The sequence below is a fragment of the Streptomyces sp. NBC_00090 genome (genome assembly GCF_045160815.1).
Taxonomy (GTDB): Bacteria; Actinomycetota; Actinomycetes; order Streptomycetales; family Streptomycetaceae; genus Streptomyces.
Genome location: NZ_CP108224.1, coordinates 6617913 through 6637114 on the forward strand (window position 1 = coordinate 6617913; position 19202 = coordinate 6637114).

General features: G+C 70.4%; 18 protein-coding genes. 17 read left to right on the forward strand and 1 reads right to left on the reverse strand.

The genetic code is table 11. The annotated features are described in order from the left end of the window. On the reverse strand, nt 1-915 hold the full coding sequence (locus tag OG361_RS29670; RefSeq protein ID WP_405858335.1) for a hypothetical protein: 915 nt from the start codon (nt 913-915) through the stop codon (nt 1-3). Between the two features lie 395 nt (nt 916-1310). On the opposite strand from OG361_RS29670, the gene OG361_RS29675 reads away from it, so the two are divergent. The 17 genes from OG361_RS29675 (at nt 1311) to OG361_RS29755 (ending at nt 19173) form a co-directional block, all read left to right on the forward strand. Next, nucleotides 1311-2786: an FAD-dependent monooxygenase gene (locus tag OG361_RS29675; protein WP_405858337.1), complete on the forward strand. Its 1476-nt coding sequence runs from the start codon at nt 1311-1313 to the stop codon at nt 2784-2786. A gap of 50 nt (nt 2787-2836) precedes the next feature. Further along, nucleotides 2837-3496 carry a TetR/AcrR family transcriptional regulator gene (locus OG361_RS29680; protein ID WP_405858339.1) on the forward strand — a complete coding sequence of 220 codons (660 nt, stop codon included), beginning with the start codon at nt 2837-2839 and terminating at the stop codon, nt 3494-3496. A gap of 37 nt (nt 3497-3533) precedes the next feature. Then, nucleotides 3534-3863 (forward strand): TcmI family type II polyketide cyclase, encoded by a 330-nt coding sequence (locus tag OG361_RS29685; protein ID WP_405858341.1) that lies wholly within the window; start codon nt 3534-3536, stop codon nt 3861-3863. Further along, nucleotides 3820-5169, forward strand: a complete 1350-nt coding sequence (locus OG361_RS29690) for a beta-ketoacyl-[acyl-carrier-protein] synthase family protein (RefSeq protein ID WP_405858343.1) — start codon at nt 3820-3822, stop codon at nt 5167-5169. The genes OG361_RS29685 and OG361_RS29690 overlap by 44 nt, the downstream gene beginning before the upstream one ends. After that, nucleotides 5166-6383, forward strand: coding sequence for a ketosynthase chain-length factor (locus OG361_RS29695; RefSeq protein WP_405858345.1), 1218 nt, complete (start codon nt 5166-5168; stop codon nt 6381-6383). Before OG361_RS29690 ends, OG361_RS29695 begins: the two co-directional genes overlap by 4 nt. Nucleotides 6384-6570: 187 nt before the next feature. Next, on the forward strand, nt 6571-6843 hold the full coding sequence (locus OG361_RS29700; protein WP_384567769.1) for an acyl carrier protein: 273 nt from the start codon (nt 6571-6573) through the stop codon (nt 6841-6843). Between the two features lie 106 nt (nt 6844-6949). After that, nucleotides 6950-7735 carry a 3-oxoacyl-ACP reductase FabG gene (gene fabG / locus OG361_RS29705; RefSeq protein WP_405858347.1) on the forward strand — a complete coding sequence of 262 codons (786 nt, stop codon included), beginning with the start codon at nt 6950-6952 and terminating at the stop codon, nt 7733-7735. A gap of 76 nt (nt 7736-7811) precedes the next feature. Then, nucleotides 7812-8759: an aromatase/cyclase gene (locus OG361_RS29710; RefSeq protein ID WP_405858349.1), complete on the forward strand. Its 948-nt coding sequence runs from the start codon at nt 7812-7814 to the stop codon at nt 8757-8759. Between the two features lie 2 nt (nt 8760-8761). After that, nucleotides 8762-11125, forward strand: a complete 2364-nt coding sequence (locus OG361_RS29715) for an SDR family oxidoreductase (protein WP_405858351.1) — start codon at nt 8762-8764, stop codon at nt 11123-11125. Between the two features lie 133 nt (nt 11126-11258). Then, a complete protein-coding gene (locus tag OG361_RS29720) occupies nt 11259-12725 on the forward strand; it encodes an MFS transporter (protein ID WP_405858353.1) in 1467 nt (488 codons plus the stop codon). Then, nucleotides 12722-13099 (forward strand): acyl carrier protein, encoded by a 378-nt coding sequence (locus OG361_RS29725; RefSeq protein ID WP_405858355.1) that lies wholly within the window; start codon nt 12722-12724, stop codon nt 13097-13099. The genes OG361_RS29720 and OG361_RS29725 overlap by 4 nt, the downstream gene beginning before the upstream one ends. Then, a complete protein-coding gene (locus OG361_RS29730) occupies nt 13096-13923 on the forward strand; it encodes a 4'-phosphopantetheinyl transferase family protein (RefSeq protein ID WP_405858357.1) in 828 nt (275 codons plus the stop codon). Before OG361_RS29725 ends, OG361_RS29730 begins: the two co-directional genes overlap by 4 nt. 53 nt (nt 13924-13976) lie before the next feature. Further along, complete coding sequence (gene fabD / locus OG361_RS29735) at nt 13977-14936, forward strand: ACP S-malonyltransferase (RefSeq protein ID WP_405858359.1); 960 nt, start codon at nt 13977-13979, stop codon at nt 14934-14936. Between the two features lie 28 nt (nt 14937-14964). Then, a complete protein-coding gene (locus OG361_RS29740; RefSeq protein WP_405858360.1) occupies nt 14965-16530 on the forward strand; it encodes an acyl-CoA carboxylase subunit beta in 1566 nt (521 codons plus the stop codon). 126 nt (nt 16531-16656) lie between these two features. Continuing rightward, entirely contained in the window at nt 16657-17559 is a 903-nt protein-coding gene (locus OG361_RS29745) for an SCO6745 family protein (protein ID WP_405858362.1), read from the forward strand. A gap of 115 nt (nt 17560-17674) precedes the next feature. Further along, the gene (locus OG361_RS29750) at nt 17675-18334 is read left to right on the forward strand and encodes a hypothetical protein (protein WP_405858364.1); all 660 of its coding nucleotides are present in this window, start codon (nt 17675-17677) and stop codon (nt 18332-18334) included. A gap of 368 nt (nt 18335-18702) precedes the next feature. Continuing rightward, nucleotides 18703-19173, forward strand: a complete 471-nt coding sequence (locus OG361_RS29755) for a nuclear transport factor 2 family protein (protein WP_405858366.1) — start codon at nt 18703-18705, stop codon at nt 19171-19173. Nucleotides 19174-19202: the final 29 nt, after the last annotated feature.

The following is a 19202-nucleotide window of genomic DNA, read 5'->3' on the forward strand; positions in this document are numbered from 1 at the left end:
TCAGGCCGAGCGGCGCGGGGTGCTGAGCGTCCGCAGGACGTCGGCGTGGTGGTAGTAGGTGCGGCCCTGCTTGCTGTGGCGGCGCCAGTTCTGCTGGCTCGCGTGGCGGTAGACCGTGCCCGACGGGATGCTCCACAGCCGGGCGACATCGGCCGCGGTGAACCAGGTCACCGGCTGCGCCTCGGGCTCGCCCGTTCCGTACCGGTCGGCCCGTGTCCCGCCGCCGTCCTCTCCGCTCGCGGCCAGCTCCGTACGAGCGTTGAGCCGACGGCTCAACTGCAGCCACTGGTGGCCGAGCCAGTGGTGCTCCGGGGAGGCGTCACAGCTGATCTCGGTCGGCACCGCCGGACGATCCGGGCGGACCACGGCGGTGAGGCTGCCGGGGCATTCGCTCTCCACACAGTCGCCGATGGCCACCCGGCGCTGCGGGCCGGGGTCGATCACCCGCCATGCGCCGCGCGCCAACCGGGCGACCTCCAGGGAGAGATCGCCCGCCGCCTCATGGGAGGCGAGCCAGTCGGCATGCCGCCGCAGAAACTCGGTGAGCAGCGGGACCGTGCGCCGCGGACCATGAACGCGGCGCTGTTCGGCGACCACGGCGGACCAGGAGGCGAGCACCGAGAGAATGGTCGAACGGACCTCCAGCGCAGCGGTGTTGAGGGGCATCCCCGGCAGCGCACCACCGGAGGTCTTCTCCCGCGTACCGTTCGAGCTGCCGTCGATCCGCCGCACGCACTCCTCGTACAGGGCCGGCAGCCGCCCGAGCTCCGTGACGAGGCGTTCCCGGCATGGCAGGCACAGCTGGGTTCCGGTGACGGCGAGGCGCCTGGCCTGCCCCGCGGCCTCCCGGCGCCGGCATCCCGCGCCCGCGCACGTCGTGGTCCCCCTGGCCGTACGGATCGTTCCGTGGATCACCGTAGCCCCCCGTTCGTCATTGTCTGCAGGAATGGCACCGTAATTCCTGTATTCAGTACCGGACAAGCATCGGAGCGCATTCTGTGGAAGCTCTGACATGTATTTCAATGTTCTCTCGCATGCTGCGGAACGGCTGACGTCGGCCGTCTTCGGCGGGCGGAGTTTGCGTGCCCCTGTAACTTCTCTGACCAGCTGATTCCCGTCATGTAGCTACGTGACGGAACATTGCGGAGACCTGAACAGCGAGGTCTTGTGATCCCTTTCCGGAGCGAAGAAGCTTATTGCTAGCTTCCGCTGTTCTGTCTTGAGCCGCGAGTGCTTCCGCATTCATGCGGCCGGGAAGTGCGAATGCGTCAACCCTTGAAGGAAACCCCGAGATGGCCAAGGAGAGGTACATGGACGCAGCAGTGATTGTCGTGGGCGCGGGCCCCGCCGGAATGATGCTGGCGGGCGAACTGCGGCTCGCGGGAGTCGATGTCGTCGTCCTGGAGCGCCTCAAGCAGCGCACCGGGGAGTCCCGAGGGCTCGGCTTCACCGCCCGCACCATGGAGGTCTTCGACCAGCGGGGCATTCTGCCGCGCTTCGGTGAGGTCGAGACCAGCAACCAGGGGCACTTCGGCGGTCTGCCGATCGACTTCGGCGTTCTCGAAGGCGCCTTGCAGGCGGCCAAGACGGTCCCGCAGTCCGTCACCGAGACCCACCTCGAGCAGTGGGCCGGCAGCCTCGGCGCCGATATCCGACGCGGCCACGAGGTGCTCTCGCTGACCGACGACGGCGACGGTGTCACGGTCGAGGTGCGCGGCCCCAAGGGCGAACACACCCTGCGCGCCGACTACTTGGTCGGCTGCGACGGTGGACGCAGCCTGGTGCGCAAGGCCGCCGGCTTCGACTTCCCCGGCACCCCCGCCACGATGGAGATGTACCTCGCCGACATCAAGGGCATCGAGCTCGCGCCGCGCATGATCGGCGAGACACTGCCCGGCGGCATGGTCATGGTCGGCCCGCTGCCCGGCGGCATCACCCGCATCATCGTCTGCGAGCGCGGCACCCCGCCGCAGCGGCGCGAGACCCCGCCCTCCTTCGACGAGGTCGCCGACGCCTGGAAGCGGCTGACCGGGGATGACATCTCGCACGCCGAGCCGGTCTGGGTCAGTGCCTTCGGCAACGCGACCCGCCAGGTCACCGAGTACCGTCGCGGCCGCGTCATCCTGGCCGGCGACTCCGCGCACATCCACCTGCCCGCCGGCGGGCAGGGCATGAACACCAGCATCCAGGACGCGGTGAACCTCGGCTGGAAGCTCGGCGCCGTCGTCAAGGGCACCGCGTCGCAGGACCTGCTGGACACCTACCACAGCGAGCGGCACGCGGTCGGCAAACGGCTCCTGATGAACACCCAGGCCCAGGGCCTGCTGTTCCTCAGCGGACCCGAAGTGCAGCCGCTGCGCGACGTACTGGGCGAGCTCATCACGTACGAAGAGGTCGCCAAGCACCTCGCCGCCATGGTGAGCGGTCTGGAGATCACCTACGACGTCGGCACCGGCAGCCACCCGCTGCTCGGCAAGCGCATGCCCCATCTGGAGCTGACCGGCTCGGGCCGCAAGACCTCCAGCACCGAACTGCTGCACTCCGCTCGCGGTGTGCTGCTCGACCTCACGGACAATCCCCGCCTTCGCGCACGTGCCGGGGCCTGGTCCGACCGTATCGACATCGTCACCGCCACCCCGGGCGCCGGCCCCGCGGCCGGCGAACTCGAGGGCACCACGGCCGTGCTGATACGCCCCGACGGCTATGTCGCCTGGGCCGCCCCCGGCAGCCACCACGACCTGCCGATGGCCATCGAGCGCTGGTTCGGCAAGCCGTCGGCCGCTTGAGCACCGCCGCGCATCCGCTCAGACCAGCACGTCAAAGGGAGGAACACCGAATGGCTACGCCGCAGGCAACGATCGCGCGGGTCCAGGCCGGTCCGGCGGAGGAGCGCCGGGCCGTCGTACGGGCGGCGCGCACCGTCTTCGCCCGTGAAGGCTGGACACACAGCACCATCGAGGCCATCGCCGCCGAGGCCGGCCTCGAACAGGCCATGGTCGAGCACTACTTCAAGGACAAGGAGCAGTTGCTGCTCTCCGTCCTGCTGGACAGCGCCGCCTCCGTCGCCGCCGCGCTGACGGTCGTCGCCGAGGACCACCTGGGCCAGGTCACCGATCTGGAGCGGGACCTCACCGCTCTGGGCCGCGCCTGGCTGACGCCGCTGACCGCCTTCCCCGAGCACTTCGCCATCGTGCGGCACATCGGCGCCGAGGTCACCCGGCTGCCGGCCGGAGTGCTGGAGATGTGGCAGACCGCGGGACCCCGCCAGGCCCAGCGTGAACTGGCCCGCCGACTGGCGCTCATCGCCGACGCGGGACTCCTCGACATCGCCGACGCCGACCACGCCGCCGGACGCTTCATCCAGCTGGTCGCGGGCCAGGTCGTCCAGCGGTCGTTCCACGGCGCACTCCCGCTCGCGGACTTCGAGACCGACGCGCTGGTCGCCGACGGGGTGGCGGACTTCGTCCGCCTCTTCAGCCCCGCATCCGTCCGCTGAACCGCGAACAGCCGCCCAACCACGGAAGAGAGAAGACATGCACAGCACCCTGATCGTGGCCCGGATGGACGTGCAGTCCAGTGTCGAGGTCGCCAAGCTCTTCGGCGAGTTCGACCAGACCGAGATGCCGCACCGCATGGGTACCCGGCGCCGCCAGCTGTTCTCGTACCGGGGCCTGTACTTCCACCTGCAGGACTTCGACGGCGAGAACGGCGGCGAGCTGATCGAGGAAGCCAAGACCGACCCGCGGTTCGTCCGGATCAGCCAGGACCTCAAGCCGTTCATCGAGGCCTACGACCCGGCGACCTGGCGGTCCCCGGCCGATGCCATGGCCACCCGCTTCTACGACTGGACGGCAGCTCAGTGATGCCGTTCCGCGCCAACACGAGGGGAGGCCACCGCTAGTGGGCCGCCGGGTAGTAATCACAGGGTTGGGAGTGCTCGCGCCGGGCGGTATCGGCGCCAAGAACTTCTGGAGTCTGCTGAGCGAAGGACGCACAGCGACCCGGGGGATCACCTTCTTCGACCCCTCCTCCTTCCGATCCAGGGTCGCGGCCGAGGCCGATTTCGATGCCGCGTCGCACGGACTGACTCCGCAGGACATCCGCCGCATGGACCGCGCCGCCCAGTTCGCCGTGGTCACCGCACGTGAGGCGGTCGCCGACTCCGGACTCGACCTCGCCGGGTTCGACCCGTACCGCACCGGTGTCACCATCGGCAGCGCGGTCGGCGCGACCACCGGGCTCGACGACGAGTACCGCGTGGTCAGCAACGACGGCCGGCTCGACCTGGTCGACCACACCTATGCGCCGCAGCACCTGTACAACCACTTCGTGCCGAGCTCGTTCGCCGCCGAAGTGGCCTGGGCCGTGGGCGCCGAGGGTCCGGCCACCGTGGTCTCCACCGGTTGCACCTCCGGCCTCGACTCGGTCGGCCACGCCGTCGAGCTGATCCGTGAGGGCACCGCCGACGTCATGATCACCGGCGCGACGGACGCCCCGATCTCGCCGATCACGATGGCGTGCTTCGACGCGATCAAGGCCACCACGCCGCGCAACGACGACCCCGAGCACGCCTCGCGGCCCTTCGACGGCACCCGCAACGGCTTCGTCCTCGGCGAGGGCAGCGCCGTCTTCGTACTCGAGGAACTCGAGAGCGCGAAGAAGCGCGGAGCGCACATCTACGCCGAGATCGCCGGCTACGCCTCGCGCTGCAACGCCTTCCACATGACGGGCCTTCGTCCCGACGGCCGGGAGATGTCGGAGGCCATCGACGTGGCCCTCGCCGAGGCGCGGATGAACCCGGACCAGATCGACTACATCAACGCCCACGGCTCCGGCACCAAGCAGAACGACCGGCACGAGACCGCCGCGTTCAAGCTGAGCCTCGGCGAGCACGCGTACCGCACGCCGGTGAGCTCCATCAAGTCGATGGTGGGTCACTCGCTCGGCGCGATCGGCTCGATCGAGATCGCCGCGTCCGTGCTGGCGATGGAGAACCACGTGGTGCCGCCCACCGCGAACCTGCACACCCCCGACCCTGAGTGCGACCTCGACTACGTCCCGCTCACCGCGCGCGAGCACCGCACCGACGCGGTCCTGACGGTCGGCAGCGGCTTCGGCGGTTTCCAGAGCGCGATGGTGCTGGCCCGTCCCGAGAGGAGCCAGGCGTGACCGCCAAGACGATCATCACCGGTATCGGCGTCGCCACCCCCAACGGGCTCGGCGTGGACGACTTCTGGGCCGCGACCCGGGTCGGCAAGAACGCCATCGACAGGATCACCCGCTTCGACGCCTCGTCCTACCCGTCGCAACTGGCGGGTGAGATCAGGGGGTTCGAGGCGTCGGACCACCTGCCCAGCAGGCTGATCCCGCAGACCGACCGGATGACCCGGCTCGCCCTCGTCGCGGCGGACTGCGCCTTCGAGGACGCGGGCGTCAAGCCGGGCGACATTCCCGAGTTCGACATGGGCGTCGTCACCGCATCGACGTCGGGCGGCTTCGAGTTCGGCCAGAACGAGCTGCAGAAGCTGTGGAGTCAGGGCAGCCAGTACGTCAGCGCGTACCAGTCCTTCGCGTGGTTCTACGCCGTCAACAGCGGCCAGATCTCCATCCGCAACGGTATGCGTGGCCCCAGCGGTGTCGTCGTCAGCGACCACGCGGGCGGTCTCGACGCGATCGCCCAGGCGCGCCGGCAGATCCGCAAGGGCAGCAAGCTGATCTTCTCCGGCGGCTTCGACGCGTCGATCTGCCCATGGGGCTGGGTCGCGCAGATCGCCGGCGGCCGGCTGACCACCAGCGACCAGCCGGAGCGCGCCTATCTGCCCTTCGACGCGGCGGCCAGCGGCTATGTGCCCGGCGAAGGCGGCGCGTTGCTCATCCTCGAGGACCAGCAGTCGGCCCTCGAGCGGGACGCCGCGAACGTCTACGGCGAGGTCGCCGGCTACGGGGCGACCTTCGACCCGAAGCCCGGCAGCGGCCGTGAGTCAGGGCTGCGCCGCGCCATCGAGGTGGCGCTCGCCGATGCCGGTGTCGAGGCGGGCCAGGTCGACGTGGTCTTCGCCGACGCCGCCGGCACCCCGCGGCTCGACCGGGAGGAAGCCGACGCCATCACCGCGGTGTTCGGCCCCGCCGGGGTCCCCGTCACCGCGCCCAAGACGATGATCGGCCGCCTCTACTCCGGCGCGGCTCCGGTCGATGTGGTCTCCGCGGTCCTGGCGATCCGCGAAGGCCTCATTCCGCCGACCACCAATGTGGTGCTGTCGCCCGACTACGACATCGACCTGGTGACCGGCCAGCCGCGCACCGCCTCGGTGCGTACCGCGCTGGTGCTCGCCCGGGGCTACGGCGGCTTCAACTCCGCCGTCGTGATCCGCGCCGTCGACTAGACCTCCGCCGCCGCCCTCTCCCCCACGGGAGCGGCGGCGGGTGCTCCACCGCCCCCGCCCTCCTTCCCCACGGGAGCGGCGGCGGGTGCTCTCCACCGCCCCCGACCTCCTCCCCCACGGAGGCGGCGGGTGTTTCACCTGACCCCGCGCCGGTGTACCAGGTGCGGCAACTCATGAAGGGACCCACATGTCGAAGCAGGAATTCACCATCGAGGACCTCAAGCGCATCCTCCTTGAGGGCGCCGGCGCGGACGAGGGCGTCGACCTCGACGGCGACATCCTCGACGCCGACTTCGAGGAGCTGGGCTACGAGTCCCTCGCGCTCCTGGAGACCGGCGGCCGCATCGAGCGGGAGTACGGCATCTCCCTCGACGACGAGATATTCACCGACAACCGCACCCCGCGAGCCCTCGTCGTGGCGATCAACGCGTACCTCGGGGAGCTCGCGTCCGCCGCGTAGCGCGCAGCCGGGCCCATACGCCCCTTTGTGGCACCGCCGCGCCGTAGCCACGGCGCGGCGGGTGCCCAAGCCATCGAGTCCCCCCTTTCCCTTGGAGAAGAGAGTCATGTCGCAGCAGGACAAGCGGGTCGCCCTCGTCACCGGCGCCACCAGTGGAATCGGGCTCGCCGTCGCCCGCCTCCTGGCCACCCAGAACCACCGGGTGTTCATCGGTGCGCGCAACGCCGAGAACGTCGCCGAGACCGTCAAGCAGCTGCAGAGCGAGGGCCTCGACGTCGACGGCACCACCCTGGACGTCCGCTCCAGCGCCGATGCCCGTTCCTTCGTACAGGCCGCCGTCGACCGTTTCGGCACCGTGGACGTGCTGGTCAACAACGCCGGGCGCAGCGGTGGCGGCGTCACCGCGGACATCGACGACGAGCTGTGGAACGACGTCATCGACACCAACCTCAACAGCGTCTTCCGGCTGACCCGCGAGGTGCTCACCACCGGCGGTCTGCGCGACAAGGACCGCGGTCGCATCATCAACATCGCCTCCACCGCCGGCAAGCAGGGCGTCGTGCTCGGCGCCCCCTACTCGGCCTCCAAGCACGGCGTCGTCGGCTTCACCAAGGCCCTCGGCAACGAGCTGGCTCCGACCGGCATCACCGTGAACGCGGTCTGCCCCGGCTACGTCGAGACGCCCATGGCGCAGCGTGTCCGTCAGGGCTACGCGGCCGCGTACGACGCCACCGAGGAGGCCATCCTCGAGAAGTTCCAGTCGAAGATCCCGCTGGGCCGCTACTCGACGCCCGAGGAAGTCGCGGGCCTGGTCGGCTACCTGGCCTCCGACACCGCCGCCTCCATCACCTCGCAGGCGCTCAACGTCTGCGGCGGCCTCGGCAACTTCTGAGCCGACCGTCCGATCGGGCAGCCCGTCGAGCGGGCCGCCCGACTCGTATCCGAACCCCGAACCGAGGAGCATGAGCATGTCGCAGCCCGGCCTGCGCGAGGTGGAGCACGAGATCACTGTCTCGGCCCCGGCCGCCGCCGTCTACCGTCTGATCGCCGAGGTGCAGAACTGGCCCCGGATCTTCCCACCGACCATCTACGTCGACCACGTGGAGCAGGGTGAGGGCGAGGAGCGCATCCGCATCTGGGCCACCGCCAACGGCGAGGCCAAGAACTGGACTTCGCGCCGAACCCTGGACGCGGAGCAGCTGCGGATCACCTTCCGCCAGGAGGTCTCCGCGCCCCCGATCGCCTCGATGGGCGGCACCTGGATCATCGAACCCCTCTCCGGGAGCGAGTCCCGTGTCCGGCTCCTGCACGACTACCGGGCCATCGACGACGACGCCGAGAGCCTCGCGTGGATCGACGAGGCCGTCGACCGCAACTCGCGCTCGGAGCTCGCCGCGCTGAAGCAGAACGTCGAGGCGGCGCACGCGGCCGAGGACCTGACGTTCTCCTTCGAGGACACCGTCCAGATCAACGGCTCCGCCAAGGACGTCTTCGACTTCGTCAACGAGGCGGGGGAGTGGCCCGAGCGGCTGCCGCACGTCGCCACCGTCCGCTTCGCGGAGCCGTCCCCCGGCCTGCAGGAGCTCGAGATGGACACCCGTGCCAAGGACGGCTCGGTGCACACCACCAAGTCGTACCGGGTGACCTTCCCGCACGACAAGATCGCCTACAAGCAGGTGACGCTGCCGGCGCTGATGACGCTGCACACCGGCTACTGGACGTTCGCTCCGAACGAGCAGGGCGTGGCTGCCTCGTCCCAGCACACGGTGACCATCAACACCGAGAACATCACCAGGATCCTCGGTGCGGACGCGACCGTCGACGACGCCAAGGACTACGTCCGGAGCGCGCTGAGCACCAACAGCCGCGCCACCCTGGGCTACGCCAAGGACTACGCCGAGCGCAAGGCGGCGTGACCATGGCCGGGGACTGCACCGAAACCCAGGTGATCGTGGTCGGGGCGGGCCCGGTCGGGCTCTTCCTCGCGGGCGAGCTGCGGCTCGCCGGCGCGGACGTGGTGGTCCTCGAGCAGCTCACCGCGCCGACCACCGAGTCGCGCGCCTCCACCCTGCACGCCCGCACCATGGAGATCCTCGACGGCCGCGGCCTGCTCGCGCCGCTCGGCGAGATACCGAACGAGCCGAAGGGCCACTTCGGGGGGATCCCGCTCGACCTCACACTTCCCAGCCCGTACCCGGGTCAGTGGAAGGTCCCGCAGACCCGCATCGAGGAACTGCTCGGACAGTGGGCGGAGGACCTCGGCGCGGACATCAGGCGCGGTCACGAGGTGACCGGGCTGACCGTGACCGAGGACCACGCCGAAGCCGAGGTGCGCACGGCCGGGGGAACAACGGCGTTCTTCCGGGCCGATTACATCGTCGGCTGCGACGGCGAGGACAGCGCCGTTCGCCGCCTGGGAGGCTTCGACTTCCCCGGCGCCGACGCGGAACGCGAACTGCTGCGCGCCGACGTGGCGGGCATCGACATCCGCAATCGCCGCTTCGAGCGGCTCGACGGAGGACTCGCCATCGCCGCCCGGCGTCCCGACGGAGTGACCCGGGTGATGGTGCACGAGTTCGGCGCTCGGCCACGCGGTACGCAGCCACGGTTCTCGGACATCGCCGACACCTGGAAGCGCGTCACCGGGGAGGACATCAGCGGCGGCACACCGCTGTGGGTGAACTCCTTCGGTGACGCCTCCCGGCAGGCGGCCACCTACCGTGACCTCCGGCTCTTCCTGGCGGGCGACGCGGCACACCAGCAGATGCCGATCGGCGGCCAGGCCCTCAACCTCGGGCTGCAGGACGCCGCCAACCTCGGCTGGAAGCTCGCCGCGCGGGTGACCGGGCGAGCCCCGGACGGCCTGCTCGACAGCTATCACAGGGAACGGCACGCCGTCGGCCAGGAGGTCCTGAGCAACATCAGGACCCAGGCGCTGCTGCTGCTCGGCTCGCAGGAGGTCGACGCGGTCCGGCAGGTCTTCGCCGAGCTGGTCGAAGAGAGCGAGAACGTACGGGCCCACCTGGCCGGAAAGGTCTCCGGCCTGGACATCCGTCACGACATGGGAGCGGGCGACCACCCCCTGCTCGGCGCGCGACTGCCGCACTGGCAGCTCACCACCGACGAGGGATCGCTCACCAGCACCGAGATCCTGCGCCCCGGGCGGGGCGTCCTGCTCCTGCTGCCCGGCGACCACGCCAGGCAGCAGGAGGTGCGCACCGTCGCCGCCCGCTGGGCCGGCCCGGTGCACACGGTGACCGCCATCTCGCACCCCGAGGCCGTGGCGGGCGCCGACGCCCTCCTGGTGCGCCCCGACGGCTACGTCGCCTGGGCCGGCACCGGGGGAGCGGACCTCGAGGAGGCGCTGGACCGCTGGTTCGGCGCGCCGGCATCCGCGCAGTCGGTCAAGTCGCGGCAGACCCAGGGGGATCCGGCATCCGCCGGGTCCCGGAAGACCCCGGCGACTTCGGTACCGACGAAGTCGTCGGACACAGCAACGGCGAAGAAGTGGAGAACAGATATGGGCAGGCTCACGGGCAAGACCGCGCTCGTCACGGGCTCGAGCCGGGGCATGGGCCGCGCGGCCGCCGTACGCCTCGCAGAGGAGGGCGCGCTGGTCGCCGTCCACTACACCTCTCGCAAGGACGCGGCCGACGAGGTCGTCGCCTCGATCGAGAAGGACGGCGGCCGGGCCTTCACCGTCCGCGCCGAGCTCGGCGTCCCCGGCGATGTGCACGAACTGTTCCTCGGGCTCGAGAGCGGCCTGCGGGAGCGCACCGGTGGCACCGACCTGGACATCCTGGTCAACAACGCCGGTGTGATGGGCGGAGTCAAGCCCGAGGACACCACGCCGGAGAAGTTCGACGAGCTGTTCGCGGTCAACGCCAAGGCGCCGTTCTTCCTCATCCAGCGGGCCCTGAAGAACATGCCCGACGGTGGCCGCATCATCAACATCACCTCCGGCCTTACCCGCTTCGCGAACCCGGACGAGATCGCGTACGCGATGACCAAGGGCGCCGTCGACCAGCTCGCCCTGCACTTCGCGAAGTACCTCGGCCCCCGCAACATCACCATCAACTCCGTGGCGCCGGGCATCACCCGCAACGACAACCCCGTCTTCGGCATCCCCGAAGTGGTGGAGCAGATGGCGCTGATGTCCACCTTCAACCGCGTCGGCGAGCCGGAGGACGTCGCCGACGTGGTGGCCTTCCTCGCCTCCGACGAGGCCCGGTGGATCACCGGCTCCTTCGTCGACGCCACGGGCGGCACGCTGCTCGGCTGACCCGCCCGGCCCGACAGACCGCCGGCGCGCAATTCCCCCGTCGCGCCGGCCGGGTCGGCCGCGGAACACCTTCCGCGGCCGACCCACCCCTTGACCGAAGCCAGTCACTCAACCTCTACGGCGGAACGGGATCATGACACGTTCGAGGACACCCCGGGCCCCTGCGCCGGCCGAGGCCGACGGGCGGTGGAGCCCTGCCCTGTGGGGCCTGCTGTTCGTGCTCGCCGGAAACATGCTCATCGACGCCCTCGAGGTGTCCGTGGCACTGGTGGCACTGCCCTCCATCGGCGAAGACCTGGGCCTGGCCACAGCCCAACTGCAGTGGGTCGTCTCCGGCTTCGCCGTCGGCTTCGGCGCGCTGCTGCTCTTCGGCGGCCGGGTCGTGGCACTGCTGGGCCGCCGGCCGGTCTATCTGGCCGCGCTGCTCGTGTTCGCCGCCGCGTCCCTCGTGAGCGCGCTCGCGGACAGCGCGACGCTGCTCGTGGCCACCCGTTTCGTGAAGGGGTTCTGCGCCGCGCTGACCGCGCCCACCGGGCTCGCCATCATCGCGTCCACCTTCCCCGAGGGCCCGGCGCGCAGCCGGGCGCTCTCGGTCTACACGCTCTTCGGCGCCAGTGGCTTCTCGGTGGGACTGCTCCTGTCCGGGGCGCTCACCGAGGTGAGCTGGCGCTGGACCTTCGCCTTCCCCGCACCGGTCGCACTGCTTCTCTTCGTCGCCGGGCTGCGGCTGATCCCCCGGGACAGGCCCGACCCGAAGACGCCTCGGCGGTACGACGCCGCGGGCGCCCTCAGCCTCACCGGGGCGATGCTGGTCCTCGTGTACGCGATCGCCTCCGGGCCGGTCGCCGGCTGGGACCATCCGCGCACCATCGGCGCCTTCCTGCTCGCGGTGCTCCTCGCGGTGGTCTTCATACGCGTGGAACTCACCGTCGAGCAACCGCTGTTGAACCTGGAGCTGTTCGCCCACGAGCCGCTGGTGCGCTCCGCGCTCGGCGCCGGCGCCCTGAACGGCTCCTATCTGGGACTGCTTCTGGTGAGCACCCTGCACCTGCAGCAGCGGGAGGGCTTCGGCCCGCTGCAGACCGGGCTCGCCTTCCTGCCGGCCGCCGTACCACTCGCCCTCACCGCGCTGCACTCCGGGCGGATCGTCACCCGGTTCGGGCCGGCCCGGCTGATCGCGGCGGGAGCCGCGGCCGCACCCCTCGGCTACGCGCTCTACCCGCGCGACGGCGGCACCGTCCACTACGCCACGGACGTGCTGCCCACCCTGCTGCTCGTCGGCGCGGCGTTCGTCCTCGCCTTCACCGCCTTCCACGTGCAGGCCACCGGGTCGGTTCCGGTCGCGCAGCAGGCGATGGCCGGCGGCCTCTACCAGACAGCCGTCCAACTGGCGGCGGCACTCATGACCGTGCTCTGCGCCGCGCTGTACCCGACGGGCCGGGGGCCGGTGCTCGTGCTGATCACGGCCGTCGGAATCGCCGGCCTGGTCGTGGCACTCCGTGGCCTCGCGACGCGGCGGGTGGCGGACGCGGCCGCTCACCACGCCCGTTCGGCCGGACCCATGAACGACCCACGTCATCGAGCTCAGGACAGGACATGACAGCGATGCCACAAGCCGGCCGGGCGTGCCCGTCCGCCGCCGAGGTGAGCGTGCCCGATCGCGCCGCGCTTGCCGCGGCGGACCACAGCGAGCGCAGCAGCATGCTCGACACCTACGTACGCCAGGAGCTCGGCCGGCTCCTGGGTATTCCACCGCAGAGCGTGGACACCACGGACCGGCCGATGAACAGCCTGGGCATCGGCTCGATCGCCGGTCTCGAACTCCAGTACCGGATGGAGGCCGCCCTTCAGGTCGAACTGAACCTGCAGATGCTGTTGCTGGCCAACAGCGCCGCAGAGCTGGTCGACTGTCTGGCAGGCCAGCTCGGAGAGGCCCGCACCTCGCCCCGGAGCGACTCCGGGGTCATGGCATGACGGGGGAGCACAGAGCTGTGCTCGGCCGGCCTTCGCGTCAACCGGAGCCGAAGGGGCAGCAGTTCACCGTCTCCAAGGACCGGGTCGACCTGTGGCTGATGCGCCGCCACGACGAGACGGACGGGGCGGCGCTCGACACGTCGGAGCTCGACGAAGCGGAGCGGCACAGGGCCGCATCGTTCATCCGCCCGGCGGACGGGCTGCTGTACGCCACCGCTCATGTCGCCCTCCGCAGGCTGCTCGGCCGCTACACCGACACCAGGCCCCAGGACATCCGGTTCGTCCGCGAGCCCTGCCCGGGGTGCGGCGGGGCACACGGCCGACCGGCCGTGGCGCCGACGCCGGCCCGGCTGCCCCTGCACTTCTCCCTGTCGCACAGCGGTGGACTCGCCCTGGTGGGCGTGGCGGCCGCCCCGGTCGGGGTGGACGTGGAGAGACTGCCCCGCCAGGAGAGCGTCGAGATCTGCGGCAAGGCCCTGCACCCGGACGAACAGAGCGAGTTGGCGGACACCTCGGCGGAGGAACTGAAGGCTCGCTTCGGCCAGATCTGGACCCGCAAGGAAGCCTTCCTCAAAGGGATCGGCACCGGACTGAGCCGTTCCCCCGCGGAGGACTACCTCGGCGTCGACGACCGGCGCCACCCACCCGGCTGGACCGTGCTCGACATCCCCTGCACCGCCACGCACTCCGCCGCGGCCGCGGTCCGGGGGGCGGCTCCTCGCTCGGTCAACGTCCGCTGGCTGAACGGGGACTGGCTCCGCGCCCCGGGCACCGGCGGCGGAGCGGACGTATCCGAGCCGGCCGTACCGGCACTCGCCTGCTGAGGCGTACCGGTCGCCCGGCGACCCCTGCTGACCGATGACAAGGACGTGACAGGATGAACCGCACCGCATTCGTCTTCCCCGGGCAGGGCTCACAGCGAGTGGGCATGGGCAGGCACCTGCTCGCCCAGCGGCCCGATCTGGTGGAGACCTACTACCGAACCGCCGACGACGTGCTCGGCATACCCCTGTCGAGGCTGAGCTGGCACGGTCCCGGCCGGGACCTCGACGACCCGGCGGTCTCGCAGCCGGCCATCCTGCTCACCAGTCTGGTCACCCTGGAGGTCCTGCGCGGGCAGGGTGTCGAGCCCGACGCCGTCGCGGGACACAGCCTCGGTGAGTACGCGGCGCTGGTCGCCGCGGGCGTTCTGGAATGGACGGACGCGCTGCGCCTGGTGCGGCTGCGCGGTGAGCTGGTCGCCACGGTCGACGACCAGGTGCGGGGCGCCACCGCCGCGGTGCTCGGCCTCGACCGCCCCGCAGTGGCCCGCCTGTGCGCCGAGGCCGCCGCGGCCACCGGTCGTACAGTCGAGATCAGCGGTGACAACGGCCCCGGCCAGACGGTGGTTTCGGGCGAGGCCGAGGCCGTGACCCGGCTGATGCGAGCGGCGCGCGCCGCCGGGGCCACCCGGGTGGCGGAGCTGCGGGCCGGCGGTCCCTTCCACTCCAGCCTGTTGCGCGGCATCGAGGCGGAGTTCACCGAGGCGTTGATCACCACCGAGTTCCGGGACCCCCGCATCCCGCTGGTCTCCAGTGTCACCGGATCCCGGGTGTCCACCGCCAACGAGGCGATCGTCGCCCTGGGCCTCCAACTCACCCGCCCGGTGCGCTGGACCGAGGCGGTCCAGCTGCTCGGCGCGACGGGCGTGGACCGGTTCATCGAGACCGGGCCCGGTCTGGTGCTCGGCGGCCTGGTCCGGCGCATCGCACCGCAGGCGCGCGTCCATGCGACGAGCAGTGCCCGCCAACTGGCGCTGACCACCCATGCTTTCGCTGCCACAGACAGCGCCGTCTGACCATCGACCCACGGAGAGGTGAAACCACATGCCCCCAGTAGATGAGACGATCCACGGCCGCATCACCGAACTGGCCGAGATCAAGGAGTCGGCGCGCAGCGGCCCCGACCCGGCCGCCACCGAGCGCCAGCACGCCAAGGGCAAGCTGACCGCCCACGAGCGGATCGGGCTGCTCCTGGACAAGGGCTCCTTCAACGAGGTGGAGCCCCTGCGCCGGCACCGGGCCAGCGGCTTCGGCCTGGAGCACAAGAAGCCGTACAGCGACGGGGTGATCACCGGCTGGGGCAGTGTCCACGGCCGCACGGTCTTCGTGTACGCCCACGACTTCCGGGTCTTCGGCGGCGCACTCGGCGAGGCCCACGCGCAGAAGATCCACAAGATCCAGGACCTGGCCGAGTCGGCCGGCGCACCGCTGGTCTCGCTCAACGACGGCGCGGGAGCCCGTATCCAGGAGGGCGTGACAGCGCTCGCCGGTTACGGCGGGATCTTCCAGCGCAACACCAGGGCCTCGGGTGTCATCCCGCAGATCTCGGTGATGCTCGGCCCGTGCGCCGGTGGCGCGGCCTACTCCCCGGCCCTGACCGACTTCGTCTTCATGGTCCGTGAGACCTCGCAGATGTTCATCACCGGTCCGGACGTCGTCAAGGCGGTCACCGGCGAGGAGATCAGCCAGAACGGCCTCGGCGGCGCCGATGTGCACTCCGCCGTCTCCGGCGTCGCGCACTTCGCGTACGACGACGAGGAGCACTGCATCGAGGACGTGCGCTACCTGCTGTCGCTGCTGCCCGCCAACAACCGGGAGCTGTCGCCCGTCGAGCGCTCGGGCGACCTGCCCGACCGTCTCAACGAGTCGCTGCTCGACCTGGTCCCGGCCGAGCCCGGACAGTCGTACGACATCCGTAAGGTCATCGAGGAAGTCGTCGACGACGGCGAGTACTTCGAGGTGCATCCGGCCTGGGCGACCAACATCGTCTGCGCGCTGACCCGGCTCGACGGCCATGTCGTCGGCATCGTCGCCAACCAGCCCGCCTCCATGGCCGGCGTCCTGGACATCGAGGCCTCCGAAAAGGGCGCGCGCTTCGTGCAGTTCTGCGACGCCTTCAACATCCCGCTGGTCACCCTGGTCGACGTGCCCGGCTTCCTGCCCGGCGTGGACCAGGAGCACAACGGCATCATCCGGCGCGGCGCCAAGCTCCTGTACGCGTACTGCAACGCCACCGTGCCCCGGGTCTCGCTGGTGCTGCGCAAGGCGTACGGCGGCGCCTACATCGTCATGGACTCCCGCTCCATCGGCGCAGACCTGGCCCTGGCCTGGCCCACCAACGAGATCGCGGTGATGGGCGCCGAAGGCGCGGCCAATGTCGTCTTCCGCCGTGAGATCAACGCGGCCGAGGACCCCGAGGCCGTACGCGAGCAGCGCATCGCGGAGTACAAGGACGAGCTCATGCACCCCTACTACGCGGCCGAGCGCGGACTGATCGACGACGTCATCGATCCGCGCGAGACCCGTTCGGTGCTGATCCGCTCGCTCGCCATGCTGCGGGCCAAGCACGCGGACCTGCCCTCGCGCAAACACGGCAACCCGCCGCAGTGAGCCGAAAGATACCTGTCAGCCCGCGTCATCCCTTGGTCAACTCTCTTGCCCGAGGCGCATGTGCCGCAGAAGCTCGATTCTGACTCTCTCTGAATTCCCGTCTCTCTTCCAGGTCTTAAGGATGTCATGACTGCAGCACAAAGTGGTGAGCGTTCCTACGAGCAGCGTTGTGCGCAAGCGGTCAATGCGCTGCATTCGATCTCGTATTTCACCCCGGACCTGGGAGTGGAACTCGAGAAGTTCGGAGTCACCGATCCCCTGAGCGTCTACCTCGCGTGCCGCTCGGCACCGCTCGGTGCGGTGGACGCCCCGGTCGTGACCGCGGTCTTCCACGGCTTCGCCCCCGCCTTCGTCGCGGAGCGCGTGCCCGCGGTCTGGGACTCCGTGTCGCCGAAGCAGGCGGTCCTCGCGCGCCAGAGGGCCATCGGTACGGCGCTGGAGCGGCTGCTCGGCTCCGAGGTCATCCGGTCGGAGGAGATGGCGGAAGCGGCGAAGCTGGCCACGGCCGCGGCGTGGGGGGCCTCCTTCCCCGGGCGCCCGCTGTACGCGGCCAATGCCGGCCTCGAGCAGCCCGCCGACCCGCACATCGCGCTGTGGCACGCCGCGACCATGCTCCGGGAGCACCGGGGCGACGGGCATGCGATCGTGCTCGGCCATCTCGATCTGATCGGGGTCGAGGCACTCGTCCTCGACTGCGCCAGTGAGCGTGGCATGCCGAAGGAGGTCGTGATGCCCCAGCGCGGGTGGTCCGAGGAGGACTGGTCGGCCGCGCGGGAAAGGCTTGTCGACCGCGGCCTGATCGACGGTGCGGGGGCGTTGACCGCCCGTGGGGTCGCGCTGCGGGAGGAGATGGAGCACGAGACCGGCCGGCTGGACCGGGCACCGTATGCGGCCCTGGGCGACGCGGATGTCGAGAAGCTGGCCCGGTACGTCCGCGGCCTGGTCACCACGGCGGCCGAATCCGGGGCGTTCATGCCGCAGCTGCGGGAGTTCTTCGCCCCGGCCGCCGACGCCTGGAACCGCCTCTGACGCCGATGCCCGGAACCGCCTCTGACGCGGTCCCCGACATGGCCGTGCGCCGCCGCTTCGGGCGGCCCGCCGAGTGAGAGCCGAAGACCTGACCACACCAGGGGAGACAACAACCATGCCCAGTTCCACCGCCCAGCTGTCCACCAACCCGGATATCACCCGCCCCGATTCCCACGTGGTCCACATGAGCTACTGGTTCGTGGACGGCGCGGACCAGGGGCGCGCGGTGCTCGACGAGATCATGGACGTCTGGGACGGCTCGCCCCGGCCCGACGGCATCCTCTCGTTCTCCTGTTACCTGAGCACGGGGAACGATCTCGTACTGACGTACGCGCAGTGCACGGACGATGCCGTCTACCGGTCGTTCACGCGTGGCCTGAGCCTGCCCGCAGGCCCGGCGAGCACAGCTCCGATCGAGTACCGACTGCACCGCGACGTCCTGGTCGACACGACAGGGCAGGCTCCGGGCGCCATGGTCGCCGCCAGCTTCGACGTGGACGGTTCGGAGCGGCAGCGGAGCATCGTCGACGCGATCGTGAGCAATGTGGAGAGTGCGTCTGCGGACGAGCAGGCGGGTCTGATCGCTGCCCACTTCCACCTCAGCGTCGACGGCAGCCGCGTGCTCAACTTCGCGGAGTGGACGGACGACGAGGCGCACATCGAGTTCCTCGGGGGCGATCTGAGCCGCAGGTCGCTGGAGATCGCCAACGAGATGCCGGGAGTCCGTCCCCTCGGTTTCAAGCGCTACCACCTCTACCGGAGCCTCGCCGCGTGACCGCACCCCGGACCGGCTGACAAGACCGACAAGACCGACCATCCGGCACTCAGGCCTTCCGGTCGGCCAGGACGACCTGTTCGCCGGCCGTGCGGCATCCCCGCCGGGTGCGTCGCCTGATCCCATGGAAACCGGCGACTGCACCGAGCGCGAGTGCGGCCCCGTCACCGACGACGGCTTCGCCGGAAACCGCGCCCCGCGGGCCCTTGGCACCGCCATGAACGCGCATCCCTCACCGGCGAAGGCGCCGGCAAAGGCGCCGGCCCATGCCCACAGGCCTCCTCGGCTCCTGTGACATCCCCTCCGCGGCGGCCCCGCCCGGCCTTCTCCGTACGCCCGTGACGGGCAGACACGACAAGGAGACCCGTATGACCTCCCTCCCTTCCACTCTCGATCCCGCCTATCTGGAGGAGAGACTGCGCGTCCTGGAGGACCAGGCCCAACTGGCCGACCTCGTGGACCGGTTCGTCTACGGACTCGACGAATCGGCCCCACTGGCCGAGGACTGGTACCGCTCGGTGCTCACCGAGGACGCCCGGCTGAACCTCCCCAACGGCACCCACCAGGGCATCGACGGGCTGCCCGGTTTCATGAGCGCCCCCAAGGCGATGTGGGCGGGCACCCAGCACTACGCCACCAACTGCGTCGTCGACGCGCAGGGCGACCACGCCTCGGTACGCGCCAACGTCCACGCCGTGCACGTCCCGCACGACGGATCCGCCCCGCTCTTCACCGGCGGCGCCCACTACGACGTACGGGCCGAGCGGACCAAGGAGGGCTGGCGCATGGCGGAGCTGAACGTGACCGTGAAGTGGACCGCGGAAGGAGGGCGCGGGTGACCCCGGGACCCCGGTCCTCCACGTATTCG

Coding starts and splice junctions, on each gene's coding strand:
- OG361_RS29745 (WP_405858362.1), top strand. CDS start 16,657: ATGACTGCAGCACAAAGTGGTGAGCGTTCCTACGAGCAGCGTTGTGCG.
- fabD (WP_405858359.1), top strand. CDS start 13,977: ATGAACCGCACCGCATTCGTCTTCCCCGGGCAGGGCTCACAGCGAGTG.
- OG361_RS29675 (WP_405858337.1), top strand. CDS start 1,311: ATGGACGCAGCAGTGATTGTCGTGGGCGCGGGCCCCGCCGGAATGATG.
- OG361_RS29730 (WP_405858357.1), top strand. CDS start 13,096: ATGACGGGGGAGCACAGAGCTGTGCTCGGCCGGCCTTCGCGTCAACCG.
- OG361_RS29700 (WP_384567769.1), top strand. CDS start 6,571: ATGTCGAAGCAGGAATTCACCATCGAGGACCTCAAGCGCATCCTCCTT.
- fabG (WP_405858347.1), top strand. CDS start 6,950: ATGTCGCAGCAGGACAAGCGGGTCGCCCTCGTCACCGGCGCCACCAGT.
- OG361_RS29720 (WP_405858353.1), top strand. CDS start 11,259: ATGACACGTTCGAGGACACCCCGGGCCCCTGCGCCGGCCGAGGCCGAC.
- OG361_RS29685 (WP_405858341.1), top strand. CDS start 3,534: ATGCACAGCACCCTGATCGTGGCCCGGATGGACGTGCAGTCCAGTGTC.
- OG361_RS29710 (WP_405858349.1), top strand. CDS start 7,812: ATGTCGCAGCCCGGCCTGCGCGAGGTGGAGCACGAGATCACTGTCTCG.
- OG361_RS29715 (WP_405858351.1), top strand. CDS start 8,762: ATGGCCGGGGACTGCACCGAAACCCAGGTGATCGTGGTCGGGGCGGGC.
- OG361_RS29740 (WP_405858360.1), top strand. CDS start 14,965: ATGCCCCCAGTAGATGAGACGATCCACGGCCGCATCACCGAACTGGCC.
- OG361_RS29725 (WP_405858355.1), top strand. CDS start 12,722: ATGACAGCGATGCCACAAGCCGGCCGGGCGTGCCCGTCCGCCGCCGAG.
- OG361_RS29680 (WP_405858339.1), top strand. CDS start 2,837: ATGGCTACGCCGCAGGCAACGATCGCGCGGGTCCAGGCCGGTCCGGCG.
- OG361_RS29755 (WP_405858366.1), top strand. CDS start 18,703: ATGACCTCCCTCCCTTCCACTCTCGATCCCGCCTATCTGGAGGAGAGA.
- OG361_RS29750 (WP_405858364.1), top strand. CDS start 17,675: ATGCCCAGTTCCACCGCCCAGCTGTCCACCAACCCGGATATCACCCGC.
- OG361_RS29690 (WP_405858343.1), top strand. CDS start 3,820: ATGCCATGGCCACCCGCTTCTACGACTGGACGGCAGCTCAGTGATGCC.